This window comes from Novosphingobium sp. KCTC 2891 (assembly GCF_025938155.1).
Lineage (GTDB): Bacteria > Pseudomonadota > Alphaproteobacteria > Sphingomonadales > Sphingomonadaceae > Novosphingobium.
Map to the genome: position 1 here is coordinate 323,851 of NZ_JAPCZG010000001.1, position 23,799 is coordinate 347,649.

The window sequence follows — 23,799 nt, forward strand, 5'->3', positions numbered from 1 at the left end:
ACCATGAACCATGAATTCGAAACACTGCGCCTGACGATCGAGCAGGGCGTTGCGCGGCTGACCCTGATCAACGGTGCCAAGGGCAACCCGCTGGGCCGTACGCTCGGCCGTGAACTGCGCGATGCGGCCATCATCCTCGATGAGACGCCCGGCCTTCGCGTGGTCATCCTGACTGCAGAGGGCAAGAATTTCTGTGTCGGGGGCGATCTTACCGTGTTCGCCGCCGAGGAGAACCTGTCTGCTGCGGTCAAGACGATGACGGCCGATTATCACGCGGCGCTCTCCAAGTTGCTGCGGATGGATGCGCCGATCATCACGGCGGTGCAGGGGGCGTGCGCTGGGGCCGGGGTCGCGCTCGCGGCGCTTGGCGACATCGTCGTGGCGTCTGCCAGTTCGCACTTCACGATTGCCTATACCGCGATCGGCTTTTCGCCGGACGGTGCCTCGACCTTCATCCTGCCGCGCCTGATCGGCCTTCGGCGTTTCCAGGAACTGGTCCTGACCAATCGCCGGATTGCCGCGACGGAAGCTGCCGCCATCGGGCTGGTGACCGAGATCGCGGAGGATGACGCGTTGGCGGCACGGGGCGAGGAACTGGCGCAGGTCGTCGCGGCCGGTCCGACCCGCGCGTTCGCGGCCACCCGCCGCCTCCTGCTGGAAACTTTCGGCGCATCGCCCGAAGCGCAGATGGAATGGGAAGCGCGGCTGTTGTCCGAGCAATGCCGGACCGACGATGTGCGCGAAGGCGTCAGCGCGGCCCTGGCGCGGCGGCGGCCTCACTTCACCGGGCGGTGAGGGGGCGGCTTACAGGTCCATGCCCAGCCGGCGGGCCTGGACGAAGGCTGCGGTTCGCGACCTGACCGACAGCTTGGCGAATATGTTCTTGAGGTGCCACTTCACCGTGGTCACCCCGATGGTCATGCGCGCGGCGATGTCGGCATTGGCGAGGCCCTGCGCGGCGAGGGCGAGCACCCGGCGCTCGGTATCGGTCAAGGCGACGGGATCGATCGGCGCATCCCGTTCCATCGATGGCAGGTCGATCGCAGGCTGTCGCCGGCCTGCCCGGCGCCCCAGCTCGCTGATCGCGGCGACCGTGGCGGCGCTGTGCGTGTCGGCCGTATCGTGCGCACGGGCGACCAGCGCGTCGAGAAGCGGTGCCAGAAGCATATGCTCGTCGGCGATGCTGGAAAGGTATCCTGCGTCGGCCATCGTCGCAATCGCGGACCACGCCTGCCGCATCGCCCGGTTCGTGTCGCCGCGGCGGGCCAGCGCGCCGGCGTAGATCAGCGAGGCTTCCCCCCAGCAAGCGATGCGATTGACGCGCAGCGCCGCCGACTGGATCGGCTGGACCAGCGAGATGGCGCGCCGGGGATCGCCGCAGCGCGCGTGGTAGCGCGCGAGTGCGAGGCGCGCGGTCTCGACATACGACGGGCATAGCTGCTGCGCGACCGCATCGTTGCAGACGGCATCGAGCTCGATTTCCAGCGACGGCAGCAAGGCTTCGCCCGGCGCCTGCAGGATCAGCGCCGCGCGGAGGAGCCGCACAAGGCGCCGGGCACGCTCGCCATGGCGGGATGCCATCAACGCTTCGGCTTCCTGCAACACCTGCAGGACCGCCGAAAACTCCGCGTCGCGCGCGGCCAGTCGTGCCGCCGTGCCCCAGCCGTAAAGCGATGTCTCGACGACACTGTGGCGAACGCCTGCGCGCAGCGAAGACCGGATCAGCTGCTGCGCCCTGTCGGTCTGTCCCAGCTCGTAGGCCAGCGCCGCGCGCACGAGGTCCATCGTGTGCCGGATCATGCCCGTAGCATGCGCGGCATCGAGCACCTGCGCCGCGCCGCCTACCTGCCCGTAGGCGAACTTGTGGGCGGCGGCGATGATCGACAGCCAGCCATCGAGGAAGGGGGCCCGCGCCTTGGCAACGTCCGTGCGGGCGATCCCCAGAGCGCGGTAAGCGCCGCTGCTGTCGCGTTCGGCGGTGCACGACCAGAACAGCGCGATCGCGGCGACGGCGCGGTAACGTGGATCGACCAGCGGATGGCGTTCGAGCCAGCGTGGGGCCTCGGTCCGGACCGAATGGAACCGTTCGAGGCCGAAATTTACGCTGATTCCGATGGCTTCCAGCCGTACGCGCTCGTCCTCGCCGAGCTGCGGCGCGCTGTAGGCCTGATCGACAAGCGCGGCGGCCCCGGCAAAATCGCCGGCAAAGATCGATCCGAGCGCCAATTCCGCGGCGAGCGACGACATTTGCGCCGCATCCTTGGGCAGGCTTGCGATCAGTTGGCGAAAGCTGGCCACCTCGCCCCGGCCGGTGATCAGGTCATCGGCAAAGCGGCGCAGGATTTCGATGGCCTTGCCTGCATGGCCGGACTCCGAGAAAAGCCGCGCGGCCTCCAGCCACTCGCCGCGCGCGCCGGCGACTTCGGCGAAGCGGGCGGTCAAGGCGTGATGGCGTTCGGCATCGCCCTGGCGCGCCAGGCCATTGAGGTAGTCGCGGAACAGCGGGTGCAGGCGCTGGCGATCGCCGTTGCGGTCGATATCGAGGACAAAGCCGCAATCGCGCACCGCCGCGCGCAGCAAAGGCCCGCCATCGGCGCGGCCGGTTGCGGCACGCACCACGTCTTCGCTCACCTCGTGGAGCGGCGCGATATCGCGCAACAGGTCGCCGACGCCGGGCGCCAGGTTCGGCATCACCTGTTGCCCGAAATAGGCCGCCAGATCGCGGTCGCGGCCCGAAAACGATCGGGCCAGATCGGCCGGCGCATGGCCTTGGCGCAGCAAGGTGCGAACGACCATCCACGCGCCCGCCCAGCCGCCAGCGCGTTCATTCAGGGCGCGCAGAAAACGCTCGGGGATCTGTCCGGCCAGATCTGCGCCCAGGAATTCGCGTACTTCCGCATCCGCCAGCGCAAGGTCGTGCATGCCGAACTGGCCGACCTCGCCGCGCATCCGGTTGATGGCGAAGAAGGCATCGAGGCATCGATCCGACGTCACCAGCCAGCGCTGTCCGGCCATGACCGCCGCTTCGATGTCCTGCGCCACTTGCGCCTGTCGTTCGGGGGCGAGACGGCCGAAATTCTCGATGATCTGCACCGACGGAAAATCGTCCAGTTCGGCCATGCGTGCGCGAACCTGCCGCACCAGCGTGGCCTTGCCGCTGACCGGCGGCGCGACGATCAGCGTGATGGGATGCACGCGCAGCGCGGCCAGCACGGCCTCGCGCAGCGCGGTACGCGCGACCTCGGTGGCCGCCCTTGTGGTTCGACTATGCTGCCCCATGACCCGGTGGGTTCGCTGCGCCTCGTGTGATCTCCATGCCCCCTCCTAAAGGTGGGGGCCGATCATCGAAAGCCATGTTGTTGATCGTGCGGTAAAGGGAGGCCCCGCGTGATCGATCTCGACGAGCAATACCTCAGCGGCGAGCACAAGGAACTGCGCGCCCAGTTGCGCAAATTCATCGCTGCCGAAATCGTCCCTGCCGCGGCTGCATGGGAGAACCTGGGAACGCTGCCGCACGCGGTCTTCGCGCGGATGGGCGAACTCGGACTGCTCGGCGTCTCGATGCCCGAAGCCTTTGGCGGCGCGGATTTCGATACGCTCGGCACCGTCGTCTTCGGCGAGGAACTGGGGCGATCCGGCTTCGGGGGATTCATGAGCGCGATCAGCGACCACGCGGATATCACCGCGCCGGTGATCAAGCGCAACGGCACGCCCGAGCAGTTGCAGCGCTGGCTTCCCGATATCATCGCCGGCCGGCGGATCGCCGGCCTCGCCGTGACCGAGCCGGGCGGCGGATCCGACCTTGTCCGCATGAAGACGACCGCCGTTCGCGACGGCGACCATTACGTGCTCAACGGCCAGAAGACGTTCATCACCAACGCCCTGTCAGGCGAGATTTTCGTCACGGTCGCGCGGACCGATCCGGAAGCCAAGGGCGCTGCCGGGTTCTCGCTGTTCGTTATCGAAAAGGGCGCGCCCGGCTTCACCACCGGCGCGCCGTTCAGCAAGACGGGCTGGTCCAGCTCCGACATGAGTGATCTGTTCTTCGACGATTTTCGCGTCCCCGCGGCGAACCTGCTCGGCGAGGAAGGGCGCGGCTTCTACCTGATGATGCAGGGCATCGAAAACGAGCGGTTGAGTATCGGCGCGCAATGCGTGGGCATGGCCGAACGCGCCATCGAGATCACGCTCGATCATCTCAAGCAGCGCCAGGCCTATCGCGGGACGTTGTGGGACCTGCAGGTGATCCGCCACGATATCGCGCGGCTCGTCAGCGAGTTGAGCGCCGCCAAGCTCCTGCTCTACCATGCGGCGGTGAAAAAGAGTCGCGGTGAAAGCGTCCGGCTTGAAGCGACCATGGTCAAGGCGACCCTGCCCGAGCTGCTGAAGCGGGTGGTCGACGTTTGCGTCCAGCATCACGGTGCGTCAGGTTACATGCGCGGGACCGAGATCGAGCGGCTGGGGCGCGACGCGCGCCCCCATTCGCTAGGCGGGGGCGCATCGGCCGTCATGCTCGACGAGGTTGCCAAGCTGCTCTGATCGCGTGCGGCCGTTCTGCTCCACGGCGATGCCGGTCAGGCAAGGGTGGCCAGAAAGGCTTCGCCGTCGCGCCACAGCTGTTGCTGTCGTTCGGGGGCGAAGCGGTTCCATGTGGCCACCATTTGCGTCATGCGCGGGTTGCGGGCAAGCCGCTCCCGGTGGCGGGCAATGAAATGCCAGTAGAGCAGATTGAACGGGCACGCCTTTGGCCCCGCCTTGGCCTTCACATCGTAGGCGCAAGACCCGCAATAGTCGCTCATCCGGTTGATATAGGCCCCGCTCGCGGCATAGGGTTTGGAGGCGAGCAGGCCGCCGTCGGCAAACTGGCTCATGCCGATCGTGTTGGGCAGTTCCACCCATTCATAGGCGTCGGCATAGACCGCCAGATACCATTCATGCAGTTCGTGCGGGTCTATCCCGGCCAGCAGCGCGAAATTGCCGGTGACCATCAATCGCTGGATATGATGTGCGTAGGCCTCCTCGCGCGTCTGGCTGATGCAGGCGCGCATGCACGCCATGGGCGTGTCGGCACTCCAATAGAAAGCCGGCAGCGGGCGATGGGCGTCCAGCGCGTTGGATGCCGCGTAATCCGGCATGCGCCACCAATAGATGCAGCGCACAAATTCGCGCCAGCCGATGATCTGGCGGATGAAACCCTCGGCGCTGTTAAGGGGCACGCGGCCGGCACGCCACTCGGCCTCGACCGCCTGGGCCATGGCCAGCGGATCGAGCAGGCCGACATTGAGATAGGGCGAGATCACCGCGTGGCAGAGGAACTTGTGCGCCGACAGCATCGCGTCCTGATAGGTTCCGAAATCGCGCAGGCCCGTCGCCAGGAAGTGCGCAAAGGCGGCTTCTGCCTGGGCGCGGGTCGTGGCGAACCAGAAGGGTTCCAGATCGCCGAAATGATCAGGAAACCTGTGCGCGACCAGATCGAGCACCTCCAGCGTGATGGCATCCGGCGCAAAGCGCAGCGGCTGGGGCAGCAGCAGGGCACTGTCTGCGGGCTGGCGATTGTCGGAATCGAAGTTCCATTGGCCACCGGCTGGTTGATCGCCTTCCATCAGCAGCCCGGTCTTGCGGCGCATCAGGCGATAGAAATGCTCCATCCGCATGGTCTTGCGGCCGTCTGCCCATTGGGCGAAGCCTTGGCGGTCGGCCAAAAAGCGGTCGTCAGGCAGGATGCTGGTGTCGGGCCATGCGGCCATCTCCTGCATCAGCCGCCATTCGCCCGGCTCCGTTACCAGCGTTTGGGTCATGCCATGCCGCGCCAAGGCGCGCTGCACCTCGCCCGCCAGAGAGCCGGTGTTTGCCGGATCGTCCAGCCGCACGTAATCCACCCGCCAGCCCGCCGCCCGCAATTCCTCGGCAAAGTGGCGCATCGCGGCGAAGACGAAGGCGATCTTCTTCACATGGTGGCGCACATACGTGGCCTCGGCCATGACTTCGGCCATCAGCACCACATCGCGCGCCCGGTCGCCCTCGCGCAGGGCGGAGAGGCGGGGCGTCAACTGATCTCCCAGGACAAGGATGAGGCGCTCGGTCATGACGGCGCCTCTACCCGCAATGCAGGTGTGATGAAGCCTGTCCAAGAGTGCCGATAGCCCTACCGTCGATATTCAGCCCGGCTCAGTCCCGGGGCGTGCGTCGGCGTTGCTGGCGGCTGTCAGTTGCCGTCCGCATCGACCACGAACACCATGGGCTTGCCGCGCGATGCGGGCTCCCACCCAGCCAGCAGAGCAGCCCGGATTCCCCGGGAGACAATGGCATCGTTGATCTGGAGGCGGCCCCGCGGCATGCCTTTCAGCAAGCGCTTCGGCGGAGGAAATTCGAGCAAGGCGCCGCGCTGCGTATCCTTCTGGAGCAGGGCAACCGTCATGCCCTGCCAGCCATCGTAATCGCCCCACTGCGGCTCGCGCCGCAGTTCCCACTCATATTGGAACCCGTCTACCTCGACGACACCGGCAAGCTTGTGGATATTGGACATGTTGCCATTCCTAGCATGTTTGTGACCGCAAACCACGGGGATGCGAACCTATTGGCATCCATCAGCGAACGACTGCCAACATTCGACATCAATCGTATCAACGGGATTCAAGCGGTACCTGCATTGATGAAGTCTGCGGCGCTATCAACGCCTGCCTGGCGCGTGTGCGGTTTTATGACGGCTGGCGAAATGGGGCTTGGCGGAGCGGGAGTCCTTAGAACGTATCGTCTAGCCGCATTCACTTTCATCTATCCCTTATTCAACTTTTCCTTGAATTTCCTAGGGCTTGCAAGGTGGAGGCTCTAGAAATCGTCTAGCCGCATTCACTCACTTACGCTACATTGCACCAGCGGAAAGTATGAAAGCGGATGATGAAAATCTATGGCTGAGCACACCCTGAACCGGCTGAAGGAGAAGCAGGTCGCCAACGCGCCGGAGGGGAAGCGGCTACCAGATGGGGGCGGCCTTTGGCTATCGACCATCCGCGGCAAGTCCTGGGTCTTCGTCTATACGCGGGACGGAAAGCGTCGCGAGATCGGGCTAGGCTCTTGCAAGGCCGTCACCTTGAAGGAGGCGCGGCGGCTTGCTGCTGAGGCGCGCGACACGCTTAAGGACGGCCGCGAGCCGGTCTCACCGCGCAAGGCTGCGAAGGCCAAGGCTGAACCGGCTGAAGCGGAAGCTGCGCCTGTCACGTTCGGCGACTATGCCGAGACGTATATCTCCCGAGTGGAAGGCGGATGGAAAAGCCCTGTGCATCGGCAGCAGTGGCGCCAGTCGCTACGCGACCATGCCGCCGCGCTTCAGGGCAAGGCGCTGCCGGACATCACGACTGCGGACGTTCTTGCGGTGCTAGAACCTATCTGGCAGGCCAAGCCGGAAACCGCCAGCCGCGTTCGGGGAAGGATCGAAAAGGTTCTATCGGCCGCACTCGCCGAGGGGCTTATCCCGCGTCCCTATGAAAATCCGGCACGCTGGAAAGACCATTTGGAGCACAGTCTAGGCGGACGAAAGAAGCTAGTCCGGGGGCATCATGCCGCGCTGCCCTATGAAGACGCGCCGGCATTCATGGCAGCATTGCGGAAGCGTTCGGCATTGGCTGCGCAGTGCCTTGAATTCACGATCCTAACTGCCGCGCGCAGCGGTGAAGCGCTAGGCGCGACTTGGGGCGAAATCGACCTAGACAAAGAGCTTTGGACCATCCCAGCCGATCGGATGAAGGCCAAGGCAGAGCATCGCGTCCCGCTGTCGCCTGCGGCAATCGAGATCCTGAAGGAGCTGCTGCCCGAAAAGCCTAAGCCGGATGCCAAGGTTTTCGCGATCAACGGCGCCGCGCGGTCGAATATGGCAATGGCAATGCTGCTGCGCCGGATGGGGCGCGGTGAACTGACAGTGCATGGCTTCCGGTCGACCTTCCGGGACTGGGCTGGAGACGCCACCGGACACGCTCACCAGATCATTGAAGCCGCGCTTGCACATACGATTCAGAACAAGGCTGAGGCGGCATATCGGCGACGCGACGCTCTCGAAAAGCGGCGCGCGCTAATGGTCGAATGGGCCGACTATCTCGCGAAGCCGAACGAAGGGGCTGCCGCATGACAGAGGCGACCGGCTGGCAGCGGTTCTTCCCGCTATTCCTGCGACACGGACTCCTTCCTGAGCCGGAAGCGGTGAAGCGTCTGAGCGAAGAGCTAACGCGCGAACTTGCGGAGATGGAGGCGAAATCGTCGCACGCGGCAGGCGTTCACAATGCCGCTGAATGGGCAAACCTGAAGCGCCAGCGCGAAGAGGCCATGATTGCCGAAATCGAGGCCGCCCGGCTCGACATTGGCAACTATCCCGAATGGGCGCCAACGGGCGAAGACTGGATGCGCCTAGCGATCGGTCTCGCAATCAAGCACGGGGAGCCAGGTTTCGCATTCACGGCGCCGGAGACCGACGAAACGGCCGAACAGAACTGGCACAGGGACCGGCTGCTAGAGGCAATCATGGCGGCCGAAGAAATGCCTGCCGACGCGGCAGCAGAGAAGGCGGAAGCATACATAGCAAAGCAGCAGGCGGCGGGGCAGGGCCTGGAGTATGGCAAGCGATATTCAGCCGACTATCTAAAAGGCGGCTTCGCGGCACGAAATAAGGCGCGTCGGGACGGTCGACAGGTCGATAAGAAATATCGGAGCAAGACTCCATCCTACATTGATTTCCTTCTGTTCTATCAGGAGCACTTCGAAACCATGTTGGAAGAAGCAAGGGCACTGAATCAACCCGAAGTTGATTAGAAACAAGAGGCGAGCAGAGCCGCTTTTTTTCTAATCGTCTCGAATCCACTTTCGCTTTTGCAGCCGGAATTCGCCGGCTCACTGAACGAAGGGATTCGGAATGGAAATCGGGAACCCTGCAGCGCCGTGGGCCGGACTCCCGGCGACTGGACCGCTGCTGCCGCTGAAAGAGGCGGCGCAATACATCGGCTACAGCCTCAGCGGCTATTACGCGGCTGCCGCGCGCGGCGAACTGCCGCCGATGATCAAGATGGGCCGCGGACAAGGCGGCCGCGTTGCAGTACCGCGCCCTTGGCTTGATGCGCTGATTGCGGCCCGCGCCAGTGAAGGCGGCGCCGTATGATTGCGACCGGGAACCCGCCGCTGCGGTTCAGCCCGGACCGCGAAACCCTAGAGCGACTCAAGATTGCCGCCCTCGCCGACCTCGCCAAGGCTGGACTCGTAAAGGCCGATGAAATCGAGCGGCTTGTCGCAGGACCGTGCGACGCTGTGCTCGACCGGATGTTTCAGCACTGCGGTTGCATTCGTGTCCGGTGCGCCAATGGGCAGATCCTGGAGATTTACCCTGGAGGCACGCTGCAATGAGCGCGCATGATCAACGGCGCCGCGTCGCCGCTGCCGAGGAACGGGTTAACCTGGCACTCGCAGAACTGAGCGCGCCGAACCCCTTTGCAACCGGCACATTCCGCCACTTCCGCGAAGCAGAAGACCGCCACGAAGCCCTAGTGAACGCGGAAGCAGACCTGCTGCGCGAACAGGCCAAACTTTCCGCAATGGAGCAAAACCAATGAGCGAAACTGCCGATTATATCGCGCAGGCGCGGGCGGCCGTGGAAGCCGTCGACGCCAGCGAACAAGCCGCAAGGGCGGCACGAAGCAAGATTGCCGAACTGCAGCGGCTGGAGCGCAGCGAGCAGGCCGAACGGGAAAAGCTGCGCGCCCTGGAAGACGAAGCCGAGGCCCTGCGCCAGCTTGATGGCGAGGAAGCCGCGCCGGCAGACAAGGAACGGCTTAAGCGGCTCGCGGCCCTGGACAAGTCAGTCCCTGCCCGCGCCGCTGCCATTCGGATGCAACAAGGCCGTGTTGCCGCCGCGGAAGACGAACTGCGAAAGGCGCGTGCTGCCCTGGCAGGGCCGGCGCTTCACGTCATCGCCGATCTACAGCGCAACGCGACGGATGGAATCCGATCGATCATGGCGCAACTGGCGCCGGAATTTGCGCAGCTCATTGCGGCAGACCAGATCCGGAACGCGCTGCTAGGCGACCGTTTCACGGTTCCGGACGGCTGCCCGCTGCCGATCGGCGGACTCCGTATCGTCGAAAACTTCAACAAGTCGCTGCCGGACCGCCTGAAGGCGCCCGAACTGGCAGACCGGCTTGTGTTCGACGCGGCGCGCGCGGTTTCTTCCGAAATCCTCACTCAGATCAAAGGGTAAGCAGTCATGGCAAAGCGTAGCGTTATCGCCCTGTGCAAAATCACCACGTCCGACCCGGACGCGCAGATGGAATTCAGCGGGCAGTATGACGAACAGGGCAATCCGGTTCTGAAGAAGCAGATGTATTCGATCCTGGCCGGCAGCCTGTTCCAGATGGACGAAGGCGACCCGGACTTCCTGCCGTTCATCGAAAACGAAGTCATCCGGCTCGCGACCGACCTGGAAATTCAGCACGGGCGGGCAATCGACTGACCGGCTGAAGACACTCCCTCAAAAGCGAAGGACAAGCCGTCATGGCAAAGCGTAGCGTTGTCGCAAATCACCTCATTGTCGCATCCGACCCGGACCCCAAGATGGAATTCACGGGGCAGTATGACGACAAGGGCGAACCGGTTTTGCAGAAGCAGACCTATTCAATCGAGCCCGGAACCGTGTTCGAGATGGACGAAGCGGACCCTGATTTCCTGCCTTTCCTTGAACAGGAAACCATCCGGCTCGCGACCGACCTGGAAAGTGAACGCGGCCGAGCAATCGAGGCTTGAGCGGTGCTCACCATGCGCGCGCCACAGGAAATCGCTAGGCATCGCGTTCGGCGGAAGGTCAACGCGAACGCCAAGGATCGGCGCAGTTCTTTGCAGGGGCAGGAGCCGACAGAGCCTCAGCCGTGGAAGCAGGCCGTATGGCTGGAGTCCGCCGTGTCGCACCTGGACGGCGTGCCGCTGCCTTCGCGCTTCCTGCGCCGGTTGATCGGGGCGCGGCAGTGAAGCTGCGCGGCTGGAATCGCTGGCAACGCAGCCGGCGCAAAGAGCTGCGACAGGTCCGCGGCATTCCGCTGAACCTGGCAACGTTTATCGCGCTGAATGAAGCCCGCTGCCGCGCTCGCATAGCCGACGTGATCGGGAAGAAGCGAGCCGAGACGCTGCGCCTGATTGTCTGCCGAGGTTTCGAGCACGGCGCGCATTCTGACGTTCAGTTCCTCATTGCGACCCGTTTGGACCGGCGGACGCGCGAAGAACTGAACGGCATCCCTGAGCTACTGTGGCCGATCGAACTGCGGCCATAGCCCTGAAAAAAGAAACGGCAGCCGGAAAGGTGAAGAACCGGCCGCCGTCTCGCTGTCAAAGGTATAGTAGCAGTGCCCTTATACCCCTTTGACGGCGGGAACTCAACGAAGGTCCTGCCCGGTGAAAGCTGAATTTGAAGAACTGCTGTGCGCCTCTGCTAATACGTCCAACCGCGACGTTGCCATGGAGCTTGCCCGCGCCGGCTTTGCCGTCTTCCCTATCTGCGATTGGGGCGATGGAGACGGGCTGAAGCCGATCAAGAATTGGCCTGAGCGAGCGTCGACCGACGCTAGCCGCGTTGTCTCATGGTGGGCGACGTGGCCCGACGCAAGCGTCGGACTCGCAACCGGAGACCGAAGCGGCCTTGCGGTTCTGGACGTGGACACGAAGAAGGGAAAGGACGGCGTTGCGACGCTTGCCGAGATGGGGTTTGCCGACCTCGCCGCGCTGACTCCGGTCCGCGTCCGAACCCCTAGCGGCGGCTGGCATCTGTATTTCCGGAACGACGATCGTCTCAGGAACGCGGTGGACCTAATCCGACCGGGCAGCGGAATTGATGTCCGCACGACTGGCGGTTTCGTCTATGCGCCCGGCTCGCTGAAGAACGGCCGGCCCTACACGGTTGAAGGGGCAACCCTTGGCAGCGTCACCCTGCCGCCTTTCCCTGAGGTGCTGCTTCAGGACGATCAGCCGACAGCCGAAAACGAAGAGGCCGGCGAACCGCTCACCTTTGAGCCGGGCGAACTGGAGCAGATCCTTGCTGCCCTGCCGGTCGATACGATCGAAAACCGCGCTTCCTGGATTACGATCGGGCAGGCCCTGCATCACCAGTTCAGCGGCGGCGACGAAGGCTTTCGCCTGTGGATGGAGACCAGCCAACGCGGCGCGAACTATCTGGAGAACAGCAGCGAGGCGAAGGAACGGCGCCGATATGATCGGTTCGGCCGGACCCGCCGCAAGCCTGTCACAATGGCAACTGTGCGCCAGTGGGCGAGGGAAGCCGAACTGTTGCGCCAGCTCGAAAACCTGGATGACTTCGACAACCTGCCGGAGACCGGAGACGAATTCGATTCCCTGCTGCTGCCTGCTGCCGCGGCGGTCGACGATCTAGCCGCGTTCGACCTGACCGAAGACGAAAAGGCAGCGGCTGCCGCGCCGCGCAAGAGCCGAGATCCGATCATTGAACGGATGAACCGGAAGCACGCGGTAGTTGCGCACCATGGGCGTACGCTCATTACAACGCTGCAGGACGACGACTCGATTGCGTTCGGCACCATGGCGGACCTGAACACGCTTTACGCGAACGTCCGGCGCACATTCACGACGGGCAAGGGCGACAAGGCTACCGAAAAGAGCGAGCCGGTTTCCGCCTATTGGCTGCGCCACGAAGACCGCGCGACCTATGAGCGGCTGACATTCGAGCCGGGAATCACGCGGAAAGGGGCGCTGAACCTGTGGCGCGGCTGGAACGTCGACCCGGACCCGTTTGCATCCTGCGCCCTGTTTCTGGAGCACGTCCGGAAGGTAATCTGCCGCGGCAATCCCGATCATGCCGCCTATGTGTTCGGATGGATGGCGCACCTTATCCAGCGGCCGGCGGAAAAGCCCGGAGTCGCCCTGGTGCTGCGCGGCGCGAAGGGCGCAGGCAAGGACACGCTAGCCGAGTATCTGGCAGCCGTGATCGGCCGGCGGCACGTTCCGACCGTCAGTCATGAAAACCACATCACGGGGAACTTCAACAAGCGGCTTGAAGCTGCGCTGCTGCTGCATGTGCAAGAGGGCACTTGGGCAGGCGACCACAAGGCAGAAGGCGTCCTGAAGTACCTTGTGACATCAGACTTCGTGGAGATCGAACGCAAGGGTATCGACTCTTTCCAGCTTCCGAGCTTCCTGCGCCTGTTCATTTCGTCGAATGCGGATTGGACCGTGCCAGCGAGCGCCGATGAACGGCGATGGGCCGTGTTCAATGTTAGCGATGTCCGTTGCGGCGATGCCGAGTATTTCGGCCGCCTGCGCGCTGAGATGAAAGGGAGCGGCCCGGCTGCCCTGCTTGCTTGGCTTCAGGCTTACGACCTATCCGGCTTCAACGTCCGCAAGGCGCCGGACACTGCCGGGCTACTTGATCAGAAACTGGCGTCACTGCGAAACGTGGAAGCCTGGTGGCATGAAGTGCTTTGCGCAGGCGAACTGCCGAGCAGCCTTTGCGAGGCGGACGAATGGCAGCATGAAGGCGCGCGCATCCTGTGCGACACTCTGCGCCGTGCCTATGCCGAATGGATGAAACAGCGACGCTATGACGGGGAGACCCTGAGCGATCAGCATTTCGGGCGGAAGCTGCAGGCCTTTTGTCCGGAGATCAAGCGAGCGCGCCCCAACGTGCCCGGTCGACCGCGGCAGTATGTGATTCCGACGCTCGAAACCTGCCGTGAACGCTTCTGCGAATGGATTGGCGGCACGGTTGATTGGACGGGCTAGGCGCTTACTTGGACGGCGCGCGGTTTACTTGGACGGGAGAAACGGCAGAAATCCGCCAATTTTGAGTGTTCCGTCCAAACAGTCCAATCAGTCCAATCAAATATCCCGTGCGAGGCAGTGGCACTTTCTCAGGCTGCATTCGGATGGCGCACGCTGGCACTGACTCCGCTGCAAAAATTCCTCCGGCAACTTTTCCGTTTGGACGGTTGGGACTGTTTGGACGAAGCGAGGATTTCCGCGGGTTTCGGGCTGAATTTTACTTGGACGGCGTTTGGACGGGCCGGACCCCTTACTTGGACGGCAGCCCATAGAGTCCGGCGGGTCCCTGTTCTGGGATTCGGCGCCTACGGGTTGCGCTGAGCCGCGTTTCAAGCACGAGTTGGAATCGTTCTAAGGGGCTAATTACCTGCGAAATCCTACACTTTTGCTTTCATCAACTCCCGTGTTGCGGCATGTATTGGCAGGGGTGAGCGGCAACAGGGTTAATTATGGAAATTGTGCTTATTATCTGGCTGGCATTCGGAATTGCCGGCGCGGTGGTGTTAACAAACAAGGGGCGCAGCGGTTGCGGCGGTTTTGCCCTTGGCTTCCTGCTAGGCCCCATCGGTCTCGTGATCGCCCTAGTCATGAATCGTGATCATCGCGAGCTAGAGAAGCAGGCCTTACAGTCAGGTGCGAACCGGAAGTGCCCGCAATGTGCAGAACTTATCAAAGTCGAAGCTCGGAAGTGCCGCTATTGCGGGACCGAGCTGTCGCCTGTTGAGGCTATCACACAGGCAAATTCGATCGATCCGCGCGACTACTGAGGCACTCCTAAATTTATCGGTCGAAAAGCGAGCTCTTGCGCTTGCTGCGTGCCTTTGTGGGCCGCACATTGAAAACCTGTAGATCGTAGGAAAGTTGGATTGTGGCGCTCCCGGAAATCTTCTCACGACGTAAGCGCCGGGCAAGCGGCGAAGCTGTTGATGTTTACACTTACCACGAAATTCCGAATAAGCTTCGTGTTCAAGTGATTCAAATAATATTAGAAGGTCTGGGTGAATTTGATTATGCAAATAGGGAATCATGGGGAATTATTGTTCGAACAATGCGAAAAGAAAAGGGGGTTTTTGAGTTGGCCAAGGTTGGTTATGGCCAAGATATTGACATGGAGTTCGGAAACTGGCTTTTAAACGAGAAAGAAACAGAAATCGTCATAGATGCAATTGAAGTTGCATTTGCAGAGATTTCCGATTTTCTGGGAGGGTATAAAAGGGCCTATTTTGAGAAAATCTGCAATGAGCTGAATGGGCGGTTCCAAGAGGCTGGGATTGGTTATGAGTTTAACTCGGGGCAGATGGTCCAAATAAGTCAGCAAGTCATCCATGATCAGGTTGTCAAGCCCGCTTTGCACCTTCTAAGTGACCGGCGTTTCAAAGCAGCCCAAGATGAATATCTTGAGGCGCACTCGCTGTTTCGGAATTCCAAATTTGAACAGTCGCTTGTGGAGTGCGGTAAGGCGTTCGAAAGCGTTTTGAAAGTTATAGCGGGCGTACGAAAGTGGGATATCGGCCCCAATGATCCGGCAAGCAAACTGATTGCGGCGGCATTCAATTCCGGTTTCATTCCGACGTATATGCAGGCGCAATTCAATTCACTGCGATCGATGCTCGAAAGTGGTGTACCTGCTGTTCGGAACAGAATGGGCGGTCATGGTGCCGGATCTACCCCACGAACTGTGGACCGTCATCTGGCAGCGTATCAACTCCACCAAACGGCCGCCGCAATTGTATTCCTCGTAGAGCACGACAAAGCGACCCCCTGACTTCCTCAGCGAACTAACATGCTTAGGGCGGTGAGAAAGCCGATTTCCACACCGCTCATTTCCTGCCCGCGCGGCATTGCGCGGATGATCCAAGGCAACAGCGATTCATTGCCGCCGTCGCGCATCATGGCGGCGAATTGCCCGGCATAATTGCGCCCTGTCGCGCAGTCGACGGCATAGTCTCCGGTCCGCTCCGGATTCCAGTGACTTTCAATCGTCCCGTCCTGGCGAAAGGCGACGAACGGCAGCGCGGTGACAGTGTTGCTCATAGTGAGAATCCCTATTCCCAAATTTCGATGCAATGAGAATCGCGATTCTTAGGCAGTAAGTCAAGAATACTGTGAAACATTCAACTGTAAGTAGAAAAGTAAACTCAATCGTGATTTTTGATTACTTCTGTGATATCGGAAACATGGGATCGGTATAGTTGCAAAGGTGAATCCCATGACCCCGCAGAATGCAAAGAACAACACTGGCTACCCCACGGCTAGCCAAAGCGAAATCCTCGCCTCGCTGGAGTCGCTGGGCGTGATCGCCAAGGACCCGGCAGCCGCTGAAGTCGTGGGGCTTGCTCGCGCAGTTGGCCTGAAAGGTTTCTCCGACCCTGACGGCGCCGGGACGCGCGCCCAGCCGGCCAGCCAAAGCGAAATCCTCGCCTCGCTGGAGGCCATGGGGCTCATTGCCGAGGGCGCCGAAGCGGCCGAAGTGGTGGAACTTGCGCGCAGCGTTGGCCTGAAGGGATTCGAGCAGTGATCCGCGGGCTTACCGAACAGGAAATGCGCGCCATCATCCGCGCGCATCCCGAAGTCTTTCGCCGTTTTGTCGACCTGGAGGAACGGCCGGACTCTCACATTTACCGGCAGATGGCCGATATCGCGTCAAATGACCTGGGCGTGATTTGCTCAGTTGTGGGGGCGGGTATGGACCTGGAATCGCCCGCAGAGGCCGCAAAACAGACCGGTCCCATGCGGAACCTTGCGGCGATCCGCATTGCGTACCTGACGCGCGACCGTCACACCGCGGCCGAACTGGAAGGCATTTTTCTGTCTGAAATGGCGAACCTTGTGTTCGGCGATATCGAACAGCCGCAGCCTGAACGCCCAGCCGGACGGCTGTCCCTTGTGCAAGGGGGCCGCGTATGAGCACGCAAAAGGACGTTAGCCTAGTCATCCGGGCGAAGGATGAAGCAAGCCGCGCCCTTGAAGGCATCAACCGCGTAATCGGCGACCTGGTGCGAGCGAACAGCGACGTTGCCCGCTCAGGCGAGCAGGCGAGCGGCGGCCTATCGCAGGCGCTGCAAACTGTGCTGTCACTGGACCGCGCAGTTTCCGGACTAACCGGTAAATTCGATGCCGCGCAGTCCGGACTCGCTCAGCAGGCGCAGGCAATCGCGACAACTGCCGATCGCCTGAGCGCGGTACGGGGGCAGATGACCGGAGCCGCAAGCGCAGCGGACCGACTGCGCACGGCGATCGTCGATGCGCTGCTATCCGGCGCGGATGCCGAACCGCTGCGGCAAAAGCTGCGGGCGGCCGAATCTGCCATGAAGTCGCTGGAAGGCGAGGCAGGACGGCTGCAATCTACCCTTACCGCGCAGCAGGCGCGCTATGGGGCTGCCGGTGAAGCCGTCCGGACCCTTGAAGGCAACCTGAACGCGCTTGCTGCTGCGCAGCGCGCCGCGCGCGAGGAATCCGACCAGCTTGCGGGCGCGATCGATCGGCAGGCCAAGGCGTCGAATGTCCGGCCAACTATCGAGCGCGCAACCGGAGTAACGCGCGACCGTGGCGACTATGACCAGCTAACCGCGCAACTGAGGCAGGAGTCGCAGCAGGCGGCCGAGAAGGAAGCCGCCGCGATCAAGCGGCTGCGGGATGAACTGAACCCGCTGGCCGTTGTGGAGGCCCGCGTCGCGGCCGAAACCGCCAAGCTGAACGAATGGCAGCAGCGCGGCGAAATCACCGCGGACGAACATAGGCAGGCCCTGGCGCTACTGCGCAGCGAAGCGGACCGGGCCGCAAAGTCGCTCGCCCGCGCTGGCGGCGGCGGGAAGGGCAACTTCCTTGGCCTGGAGCCGTACCAGCTTCAGAACCTTGGCTATCAGGTCAATGACGTTTTCACGCAGCTCGCATCCGGCACCAGCATTATGCAGACGCTGGGGCAGCAGGGCGGGCAGATTATCCAGATTTTCCCGCGCGTCGGTTCGGCGATTGCGGCCGGCCTCACCAGCGCGCCGATCCTTGGCGCCGTTGCTGCGATCGGCGGCCTTGTCCTAGCTCTGAAGGAGGCCGGCGACCAAGCCGAGCGGCTGCGCACGTTCAACGCGATTCTTGCCGCGAATGCGGATGGCGCGGCGCATAGTGCCGAACGGCTGAACGAGGCCACGAAGGCGCTAACTCATTACGGGCTTTCGGCAGAGGATGCCCTTGCATCGGTTCGGACCTTCAACCGTGAAGGCATTGACGACTCCCGCCTGACTCAGTTCGGAAAGGCTGCCGCCGACACTGCCGAAGTAATGGGAGTCGACCTGAAGCAGGCAGCGAAGGAAGTCGCGGACGGGCTGACGGGAGGGTATAACGTAGTCGTCAAACTCGACGAGGCTTACAACTTTCTGACCGCGACGCAGCGGGAGCAGATCCGCGCACTGTTTGAGGAAGGCCGGGCCGGCGAGGCGCGCACTCTCGCCCTGAGCATCTACAGTCAGAAGATGGGCGACGCGGCAGACAAGCAGCGCGGCCCGTGGGCAAGCGCGGCCCGCGAACTTGGCGGCGCCTGGTCCGAACTACTGAATTGGTTTTCCGACCTTGGCCCGATCAAGGGCGCCGCGGACGCGATCGCCAGCATCGGCCGCAACCTCGCAGCCCTTATCCGCCAGATCCGCGGCACAACTACCGAAGCGGACGTTCAGGCGCAGATTGCAGGGGCTCAGGCGAACATCCGCGGCTTTGGGCAGCGCGCTCGCGACGGTTACGGAAGCGCTGGCGCCCAACAGCAGCTCGATAACGAACGGAAGCGTCTCGCGACGCTACAGGATCAGCTTCGCACCATTCAGGCGCAGAACGCGGCCGAACAACAGCGCGGGCAGCAAGGTGGCAGCGACACGCGGACGAACGGCGAAAACACGCCTGAGGCTAAGCGCGCGGCCGATACTATCCGGGCGCTTTCCCTAGAGGAGGAACTGCAGCAGCTTCGCGATAAGGCGGACAAGGGACTCACCGCTGCCGAGGCACGGCGCCGGGAGGAACTGGCCGCGCAGATCGCCTACAACAAGGAAATCCAAGCCAGCGGCAACACGCAAATTGCGCTCAAACAGCGCGAACTGGCGCTTGAGCACGAACGCGCGCAGATCCTGCGGCAGAACGAAGAGGCCGCAAAGAATGCGACTGCCGAGCGCGAGCGCGAAATCAATCAATTCACTGGCCGCGTGATCGGAGCCGAGGGCGGCGCCGGGCAAAACCCGTTCTCGACTGCCTCAGGCTTTGGGCAGTTCACGAATGGAACTTGGCTGGCGCAGTTCCGGAAGGTTTTTGCCGAGGAAGCTGCGCGACTGAGCGATTTCCAGATCCTCGCCCTTCGGCAAAACAGCACTGTCGCAAAGGCGATTATCGACAATTACGCCCGTGAAAATGCAAGATTCCTGGAGGGCTTCGGCGCGAAGGTTACGGCGGGGAATCTCTACCTCGCTCACTTCCTTGGCCCGGCGGGCGCGAAACGGATTCTCACGGCGGACCGGAATATGCCCGTCGACCAGATCCTTAGCGACAAGGTGCTGAACGGGAACCGGGGCTATCTCTATACAGACGGCGGCAAGGGGCGCGCTCGCACGGCTGGGGAACTGCAAACATTCATCGCCGGTCGCGTCGGCGATACGGGCGCCGCGCAGACAGCCGGGCAAGTCGCGATCAATGGCCTAATCGAGGAAGGCAAGCGAAAGCAGGACGAATTCAACCTTTCGGTGCAACAGGCCAATGAGGAACGGCAGCGCCAGATTGGAGTCCTGACGACCGAAAACCAGCTTCAGGGCGAGGCGCTGATTCAGGCGCAGCGGCAGGCGGCAATCGATAAGGCGGAATTCGACCTTCGCCAGCGTGTGACCGAACTGAACAAGAACCTGAAGCCGGGGCAGGAAGCGCTTCGACTCAGTGACGAACAGATAGCGAAAACCCGCGAACTGGCGGCCGCTGAATTCGACCTGGCGCACGCTCGAGACCTGGCGCAGGCCAAGAGCAGCGACGCCGAACGGCGAATGAATGACCTGACGGCCGACCGCGACGCGATCAAGCAGCAGATCGAAGCACTACGGGCCGTGGGTGATAGTGCTGGCGCGGCTGCCCTTGTGCCGAAGCTGCAGGGCGTGAATAACGAGCTACGGGCCGCAATCGATCAGGCAATCGCGTTCTATGAGGCGCTTGACCCGAAAACCGACCCGCTACACCGGACCCGCGAGCAAATCGAGGCGATCATTGCCCGGCTGAAGGGCGCGCAGACCGAAACGACGAACTGGACAACTATCCTAGGCATATCCGGGGAGACGATCGCCCGGACGTTCGCATCAGGCGCGGCCGGAGCAATCGACAAGTTCGCTCAGGCGGTTGCCGAGGGCAAGAACGTGTTCACGTCGCTGAAGGACGCCTTCCTCAGCTTCGCGTCGGACTTTCTGCGCCAGATCGCGCAGATGATCGAACAGCAGATTATCTTCAACCTGGTTTCCGGGCTGCTGCGGAGCATCGGTGGGAGCATCGGTGGGAGCGTCGGCGGCATCGGTGCCGGTGCCGGGAGCGCGACAAACGGATTCGGCGCTGTCGGCGGCGTTATGGCGCACGCTGGCGGCGTTATCGGTTCCGGCTCGCTGATTCCGGGCCTGAGCGGCGCAGGGCTATCCGGTCCGCGTGCCGTCTCGCCGGGTTGGTTCAAGGATGCCCTGCGCTATCACACGGGCGGCATTGCAGGACTGAAGCCGAACGAAGTTCCGGCCATTCTCCAGCGGAACGAAGAAGTGCTGACACGCGATGATCCTCGCCACAGCTGGAACGGCGGCGGGGCGCCAGCCGGACCCGTCAACCTGAAGGTTGTGAACGCGATCGATGCCGGCGATATGTACCGGCAGGGCCTTGCCTCAAAGGCAGGCGAAAAGGCATTCCTGAACTTCGTTCGGGACAATGCCGGAGCGGTGAGGCAGGCCCTGAGCTAAGTGCGACAGATCGAATCCGGGCCGGCTGCGAACCGCCCGGATTCGCATTGGACCAAAGCCCATTGGCACGGGCATTATCCGCAAAGTATGAAAAAGAGTATGAAAGCTCCCATTCCCGGCGAAAAAATCTAGTTTTTTCAACGGAAAATGGCGGAGCGGGAGGGATTCGAACCCTCGATACGCTTTTGGCGTATACTCACTTTCCAGGCGAGCGCCTTCGACCACTCGGCCACCGCTCCGCATTGCACTGGATAGGGGACGCGCCCTAGCGGCATGGGAGCGCTTCCGCAAGCAGGCGAAGGATGGCAGAACCCAATTATGTTCCGTACCTCAACTCTTGCCTGCCTGCTGGCAGCGTCAGCAGCTTTCGCAGGACCCGCATCCGCCGCGCCGGCGCCGGCGGAGATCGTCGCCGCGGCGCCTGCAACGGATTGGGCCGCGATCGATCTGGCCGACCTGCTCGTGATGGATCTCGCATCCGGCCCGGCTGACCGCGAGGTGGGTGCGTCGCCGCGCCGCATCGTGATTCAGTTGATGCCGCCGCCTTTTTCGCAAGGGTGGATCGGCAACATCCGCAAGCTTGCCGCAGCGCATTGGTGGGACGGCACGAGTGTGAACCGCGTTCAGGACAATTATGTCGTGCAATGGGGGGATGCGGAGGCGGACGACAAGGCGAAGGCGAAGCCGTTGCCACCGGGGCTGCGGGATCTGACGCGGGTGCCCTATCAGGCGCCCGCTGTCGGAACGGCATGGATCAATCCCAGCAGGGACGCCTATGCCGCCCGGACCGGTATCGTGCAGGGCTGGCCGGTGTCCTTTGCCAAGGACGGCGCGGCGCCCGTCCATTGCTATGGCATGGTCGGCGCGGGGCGTGCCATGCCGCCCGATACAGGCTCGGGCGCTGAGCTCTACGCGGTGATCGGCACCCCGCCGCGCCACCTCGATCGAAACATAGCCCTCGTCGGCCGCGTGATCGAAGGCATCGAGCACCTGTCGTCGCTTCCGCGCGGCACCGGCCCGCTCGGTTTCTACGAGAAAGCCGGGCAGCGCGTGCCGATCAGCTCGATCCGGCTTGGAACAGAGATGCCCGGCCTGCCGCGCTACGAATACCTGTCCACCGACAGCACGAGCTTTGCCCGCTATGCCGATGCGCGGGCCAATCGGCAGGATGCCTTCTTCGTCAAGCCTGCGGGCGGTGCGGACATCTGCAACGTGCCCGTCCCGGTGCGGCGCGTGCCCTGAAGCTGCGTCGCGCCTTTGGCGCTGGATTATATGCTTGACGAAGGTGTGCCGCCATGTGCCCACTTGAGGGCAGGGAAACGGTTTCGTGATCAAAGCACTTGGAGAAATGCGGCCCCGCGCGAACATCCGTTTTCGGTGAGAAATGCCTGCCCGCGCGATCACGCGGGCCAGTAGCAGGATGGACATTCGATGCCTGAAGCCTGCCCGATAATGTCCCGGTTGGAGTTAAAGAACGCGCGGGCCGATCCAGATGATTGCAACGCGAGTGGTTGACGCAAGCGGCTTCGATTCACGGCATGTGTTCCCGAATGGCTTCGCCGCGCGCGCTTTTCTTCACTTCGGCTCGCTGCCAATTGTATTGGCCTTGGCCGCATGCGCTGCCGGGCCAGACTATACTCCCCCACCGCAGGCGGCGCTGTCCGTGCCTTATGCCTATTCGGTCCCGGCCGACTCGCGTGCGCCGGGCAATATTTCCCGCTGGTGGGAGCGTTTCAATGACCCCTTGCTGACCAGACTGATCGACGACGGCGCGCGGGCCAATCTTGATATCGCCATTGCCCTGAGCCGCCTGCGGCAGTCACGTGAGTCCTTGATCCAGGCGCGCAGCGGCAATGTGCCGACCGTCGGCGCGTCCGTCGGTGCCGGACGGACCGAGGTTCTGGCGGGGACGGGTTCCGGCATGCCTGCCAGCAACATTTCCCTGGCCGTTGACGCATCGTACCAGGTCGACCTGTTTGGCGGGCGGGGGCGAGGGATCGAAGCGGCGCGGGCGGATGTCGAGGCCAGCGGGTTCGACTATGGCTCGGTCATCCTCTCCGTTGAGGCAGAGATTGCGAACAATTACATGCTCGCCCGGCTCCAGCAGGCGCAACTGACCAATGCCCGGCAATCTCTGGCCAACCAGGATGACAACCTGCAGATCGCGCGCTGGCGCAACCAGGCCGGACTGGTGGGGAGCCTTGATGTCGAACTGGCGCGCACCCAGCGCGCCCAGACCGCGGCAACGATCCCGCAACTGGAAAGCAGCCTCAACCAATCCATCTCGCGCCTTGGCGTGCTGCTTGGCACTGCACCGGGAGCGATCAAGACGGACTTTGCGACGCCGGCACCGATCCCGGCCGGCCCCGCTGCGATTTCCGTTGGCGTTCCGGCCGGCGTCCTGCGCCAGCGCCCCGATGTCCGCTCTTCCGAGCGCCAGCTTGCTGCGGCAACCGCCCGGATCGGCGTGGCCGAGGCCCAGCTTTATCCCGCGCTTTCGCTGGGCGGCACGATTTCGACCGGCGCCAGTGCGTTCAGAACCCTGTTCGACCTGATCACCGGGCAGGTGTTCGCCAATGTTGCCCAGACCATCTTCGATGGCGGCCGGCTGCGCAGCCAGGTGCGGTCGCAGCGGGCTGCGGCGGATGGTGCCTTTGCCGGTTACAAGCAGGTCGTCCTGCGCGCACTGGAGGATACGGAGAACGCTATTGTCGCATTGCGGGCGGCAGACCAGCGACAGGCGGACTTTCGCATGGCTCTTGATGCAGCCAACAACTCGGCGATCATCGCGCGCACCCAGTATCGCAGCGGATTGATCGATTTCACGACTTTGCTCGGCACGGAAAACCAGGTGCTGGCATCGCGCAGCGGCCTTGCCCAGTCGCAGTACGACCACGCAGCAGCCATCGTGCAACTCTATACGGCTCTCGGCGGCGGCTGGGACGAACTGGCCTCGCCGCCCGCGACGTACCCAGCACCTCGACGGGATCAACCATGAGCGCGCAATCTCAAACCCCGGCCTATGCCCCAGCCG

At 62.9% G+C, this 23,799-nt stretch carries 24 protein-coding genes and 1 tRNA gene; 19 read left to right on the forward strand and 6 right to left on the reverse strand.

All coding sequences use genetic code 11. From position 1 onward, the window contains the following. Window positions 1–3: 3 nt before the first annotated feature. Window positions 4–795 (forward strand): enoyl-CoA hydratase/isomerase family protein, encoded by a 792-nt coding sequence (locus tag OLX02_RS01530; RefSeq protein WP_264419630.1) that lies wholly within the window; start codon window positions 4–6, stop codon window positions 793–795. A gap of 9 nt (window positions 796–804) precedes the next feature. On the opposite strand, the gene OLX02_RS01535 is transcribed toward OLX02_RS01530, so the two are convergent. Continuing rightward, window positions 805–3,279, reverse strand: coding sequence for a helix-turn-helix transcriptional regulator (locus OLX02_RS01535; RefSeq protein WP_264419631.1), 2,475 nt, complete (start codon window positions 3,277–3,279; stop codon window positions 805–807). Between the two features lie 108 nt (window positions 3,280–3,387). On the opposite strand from OLX02_RS01535, the gene OLX02_RS01540 reads away from it, so the two are divergent. Continuing rightward, complete coding sequence (locus OLX02_RS01540) at window positions 3,388–4,539, forward strand: acyl-CoA dehydrogenase family protein (RefSeq protein ID WP_264419632.1); 1,152 nt, start codon at window positions 3,388–3,390, stop codon at window positions 4,537–4,539. A 35-nt stretch (window positions 4,540–4,574) separates the two neighbouring features. Here the strand turns inward: OLX02_RS01540 and OLX02_RS01545 are convergent, their stop codons facing one another. Together OLX02_RS01545 and OLX02_RS01550 are read right to left on the reverse strand one after the other, a co-directional pair. Continuing rightward, the gene (locus tag OLX02_RS01545; protein WP_264419633.1) at window positions 4,575–6,086 is read right to left on the reverse strand and encodes a cryptochrome/photolyase family protein; all 1,512 of its coding nucleotides are present in this window, start codon (window positions 6,084–6,086) and stop codon (window positions 4,575–4,577) included. 119 nt (window positions 6,087–6,205) lie between these two features. Then, on the reverse strand, window positions 6,206–6,526 hold the full coding sequence (locus tag OLX02_RS01550; protein ID WP_264419635.1) for a hypothetical protein: 321 nt from the start codon (window positions 6,524–6,526) through the stop codon (window positions 6,206–6,208). A 381-nt stretch (window positions 6,527–6,907) separates the two neighbouring features. Between OLX02_RS01550 and OLX02_RS01555 the strand changes: the two genes are divergently transcribed. The 3 genes from OLX02_RS01555 (at window position 6,908) to OLX02_RS01565 (ending at window position 9,142) form a co-directional block, all read left to right on the forward strand. Continuing rightward, on the forward strand, window positions 6,908–8,122 hold the full coding sequence (locus OLX02_RS01555; RefSeq protein ID WP_264419637.1) for a tyrosine-type recombinase/integrase: 1,215 nt from the start codon (window positions 6,908–6,910) through the stop codon (window positions 8,120–8,122). Further along, the gene (locus OLX02_RS01560; protein ID WP_264419638.1) at window positions 8,119–8,799 is read left to right on the forward strand and encodes a hypothetical protein; all 681 of its coding nucleotides are present in this window, start codon (window positions 8,119–8,121) and stop codon (window positions 8,797–8,799) included. The genes OLX02_RS01555 and OLX02_RS01560 overlap by 4 nt, the downstream gene beginning before the upstream one ends. A 100-nt stretch (window positions 8,800–8,899) precedes the next feature. After that, window positions 8,900–9,142 carry a helix-turn-helix transcriptional regulator gene (locus OLX02_RS01565; protein WP_264419640.1) on the forward strand — a complete coding sequence of 81 codons (243 nt, stop codon included), beginning with the start codon at window positions 8,900–8,902 and terminating at the stop codon, window positions 9,140–9,142. Between the two features lie 47 nt (window positions 9,143–9,189). On the opposite strand, the gene OLX02_RS01570 is transcribed toward OLX02_RS01565, so the two are convergent. Then, window positions 9,190–9,312, reverse strand: a complete 123-nt coding sequence (locus OLX02_RS01570) for a hypothetical protein (RefSeq protein WP_264419642.1) — start codon at window positions 9,310–9,312, stop codon at window positions 9,190–9,192. A 68-nt stretch (window positions 9,313–9,380) separates the two neighbouring features. Here OLX02_RS01570 and OLX02_RS01575 point away from each other — a divergent pair, with 68 nt between their 5' ends. The 9 genes from OLX02_RS01575 to OLX02_RS01615 all read left to right on the forward strand — a co-directional run bounded on the left by OLX02_RS01575 (window position 9,381) and on the right by OLX02_RS01615 (window position 15,577). After that, window positions 9,381–9,590 carry a hypothetical protein gene (locus tag OLX02_RS01575; RefSeq protein ID WP_264419643.1) on the forward strand — a complete coding sequence of 70 codons (210 nt, stop codon included), beginning with the start codon at window positions 9,381–9,383 and terminating at the stop codon, window positions 9,588–9,590. Further along, a complete protein-coding gene (locus OLX02_RS01580) occupies window positions 9,587–10,234 on the forward strand; it encodes a hypothetical protein (protein WP_264419644.1) in 648 nt (215 codons plus the stop codon). Before OLX02_RS01575 ends, OLX02_RS01580 begins: the two co-directional genes overlap by 4 nt. Window positions 10,235–10,240: 6 nt before the next feature. Next, entirely contained in the window at window positions 10,241–10,486 is a 246-nt protein-coding gene (locus OLX02_RS01585) for a hypothetical protein (protein WP_264419645.1), read from the forward strand. Between the two features lie 41 nt (window positions 10,487–10,527). Beyond that, window positions 10,528–10,776, forward strand: coding sequence for a hypothetical protein (locus tag OLX02_RS01590; RefSeq protein ID WP_264419646.1), 249 nt, complete (start codon window positions 10,528–10,530; stop codon window positions 10,774–10,776). A 3-nt stretch (window positions 10,777–10,779) separates the two neighbouring features. Continuing rightward, entirely contained in the window at window positions 10,780–10,998 is a 219-nt protein-coding gene (locus OLX02_RS01595) for a hypothetical protein (protein WP_264419647.1), read from the forward strand. Continuing rightward, window positions 10,995–11,297, forward strand: coding sequence for a hypothetical protein (locus tag OLX02_RS01600; RefSeq protein ID WP_264419648.1), 303 nt, complete (start codon window positions 10,995–10,997; stop codon window positions 11,295–11,297). The genes OLX02_RS01595 and OLX02_RS01600 overlap by 4 nt, the downstream gene beginning before the upstream one ends. Window positions 11,298–11,418: 121 nt before the next feature. Next, window positions 11,419–13,773, forward strand: a complete 2,355-nt coding sequence (locus tag OLX02_RS01605; RefSeq protein WP_264419649.1) for a bifunctional DNA primase/polymerase — start codon at window positions 11,419–11,421, stop codon at window positions 13,771–13,773. Window positions 13,774–14,261: 488 nt separating this feature from the next. After that, complete coding sequence (locus tag OLX02_RS01610) at window positions 14,262–14,579, forward strand: zinc ribbon domain-containing protein (RefSeq protein WP_264419650.1); 318 nt, start codon at window positions 14,262–14,264, stop codon at window positions 14,577–14,579. 101 nt (window positions 14,580–14,680) lie between these two features. Next, window positions 14,681–15,577, forward strand: a complete 897-nt coding sequence (locus OLX02_RS01615; protein ID WP_264419651.1) for an STM4504/CBY_0614 family protein — start codon at window positions 14,681–14,683, stop codon at window positions 15,575–15,577. A 5-nt stretch (window positions 15,578–15,582) separates the two neighbouring features. Here OLX02_RS01615 and OLX02_RS01620 read toward each other — a convergent pair whose 3' ends face one another. Then, complete coding sequence (locus tag OLX02_RS01620) at window positions 15,583–15,846, reverse strand: hypothetical protein (protein WP_264419652.1); 264 nt, start codon at window positions 15,844–15,846, stop codon at window positions 15,583–15,585. A 175-nt stretch (window positions 15,847–16,021) separates the two neighbouring features. On the opposite strand from OLX02_RS01620, the gene OLX02_RS01625 reads away from it, so the two are divergent. Genes OLX02_RS01625 through OLX02_RS01635 form a run of 3 tightly spaced genes read left to right on the forward strand, consistent with a single transcriptional unit; the run spans window position 16,022 to window position 20,765 of the window. Then, a complete protein-coding gene (locus tag OLX02_RS01625; RefSeq protein ID WP_264419653.1) occupies window positions 16,022–16,330 on the forward strand; it encodes a hypothetical protein in 309 nt (102 codons plus the stop codon). Further along, window positions 16,327–16,719, forward strand: a complete 393-nt coding sequence (locus tag OLX02_RS01630; RefSeq protein WP_264419654.1) for a hypothetical protein — start codon at window positions 16,327–16,329, stop codon at window positions 16,717–16,719. The genes OLX02_RS01625 and OLX02_RS01630 overlap by 4 nt, the downstream gene beginning before the upstream one ends. Next, entirely contained in the window at window positions 16,716–20,765 is a 4,050-nt protein-coding gene (locus OLX02_RS01635) for a phage tail length tape measure family protein (protein ID WP_264419655.1), read from the forward strand. Before OLX02_RS01630 ends, OLX02_RS01635 begins: the two co-directional genes overlap by 4 nt. Before the next feature lie 148 nt (window positions 20,766–20,913). On the opposite strand, the gene OLX02_RS01640 is transcribed toward OLX02_RS01635, so the two are convergent. After that, window positions 20,914–21,004 (reverse strand) — tRNA-Ser (locus OLX02_RS01640). Window positions 21,005–21,083: 79 nt separating this feature from the next. Between OLX02_RS01640 and OLX02_RS01645 the strand changes: the two genes are divergently transcribed. Next, window positions 21,084–22,007, forward strand: coding sequence for a peptidylprolyl isomerase (locus OLX02_RS01645; protein ID WP_264419656.1), 924 nt, complete (start codon window positions 21,084–21,086; stop codon window positions 22,005–22,007). Window positions 22,008–22,353: 346 nt separating this feature from the next. Beyond that, window positions 22,354–23,763 carry an efflux transporter outer membrane subunit gene (locus OLX02_RS01650; protein ID WP_413630050.1) on the forward strand — a complete coding sequence of 470 codons (1,410 nt, stop codon included), beginning with the start codon at window positions 22,354–22,356 and terminating at the stop codon, window positions 23,761–23,763. Window positions 23,764–23,799 lie beyond the last annotated feature (36 nt).

Bases quoted from the DNA above. Each gene is read 5' to 3' on its own strand.
- OLX02_RS01530 (WP_264419630.1), top strand. From the start codon at position 4: ATGAACCATGAATTCGAAACACTGCGCCTGACGATCGAGCAGGGCGTT.
- OLX02_RS01535 (WP_264419631.1), bottom strand. From the start codon at position 3,279: ATGGGGCAGCATAGTCGAACCACAAGGGCGGCCACCGAGGTCGCGCGT.
- OLX02_RS01545 (WP_264419633.1), bottom strand. From the start codon at position 6,086: ATGACCGAGCGCCTCATCCTTGTCCTGGGAGATCAGTTGACGCCCCGC.
- OLX02_RS01550 (WP_264419635.1), bottom strand. From the start codon at position 6,526: ATGTCCAATATCCACAAGCTTGCCGGTGTCGTCGAGGTAGACGGGTTC.
- OLX02_RS01555 (WP_264419637.1), top strand. From the start codon at position 6,908: ATGGCTGAGCACACCCTGAACCGGCTGAAGGAGAAGCAGGTCGCCAAC.
- OLX02_RS01560 (WP_264419638.1), top strand. From the start codon at position 8,119: ATGACAGAGGCGACCGGCTGGCAGCGGTTCTTCCCGCTATTCCTGCGA.
- OLX02_RS01565 (WP_264419640.1), top strand. From the start codon at position 8,900: ATGGAAATCGGGAACCCTGCAGCGCCGTGGGCCGGACTCCCGGCGACT.
- OLX02_RS01575 (WP_264419643.1), top strand. From the start codon at position 9,381: ATGAGCGCGCATGATCAACGGCGCCGCGTCGCCGCTGCCGAGGAACGG.
- OLX02_RS01580 (WP_264419644.1), top strand. From the start codon at position 9,587: ATGAGCGAAACTGCCGATTATATCGCGCAGGCGCGGGCGGCCGTGGAA.
- OLX02_RS01585 (WP_264419645.1), top strand. From the start codon at position 10,241: ATGGCAAAGCGTAGCGTTATCGCCCTGTGCAAAATCACCACGTCCGAC.
- OLX02_RS01590 (WP_264419646.1), top strand. From the start codon at position 10,528: ATGGCAAAGCGTAGCGTTGTCGCAAATCACCTCATTGTCGCATCCGAC.
- OLX02_RS01610 (WP_264419650.1), top strand. From the start codon at position 14,262: ATGGAAATTGTGCTTATTATCTGGCTGGCATTCGGAATTGCCGGCGCG.
- OLX02_RS01620 (WP_264419652.1), bottom strand. From the start codon at position 15,846: ATGAGCAACACTGTCACCGCGCTGCCGTTCGTCGCCTTTCGCCAGGAC.
- OLX02_RS01625 (WP_264419653.1), top strand. From the start codon at position 16,022: ATGACCCCGCAGAATGCAAAGAACAACACTGGCTACCCCACGGCTAGC.
- OLX02_RS01635 (WP_264419655.1), top strand. From the start codon at position 16,716: ATGAGCACGCAAAAGGACGTTAGCCTAGTCATCCGGGCGAAGGATGAA.
- OLX02_RS01645 (WP_264419656.1), top strand. From the start codon at position 21,084: ATGTTCCGTACCTCAACTCTTGCCTGCCTGCTGGCAGCGTCAGCAGCT.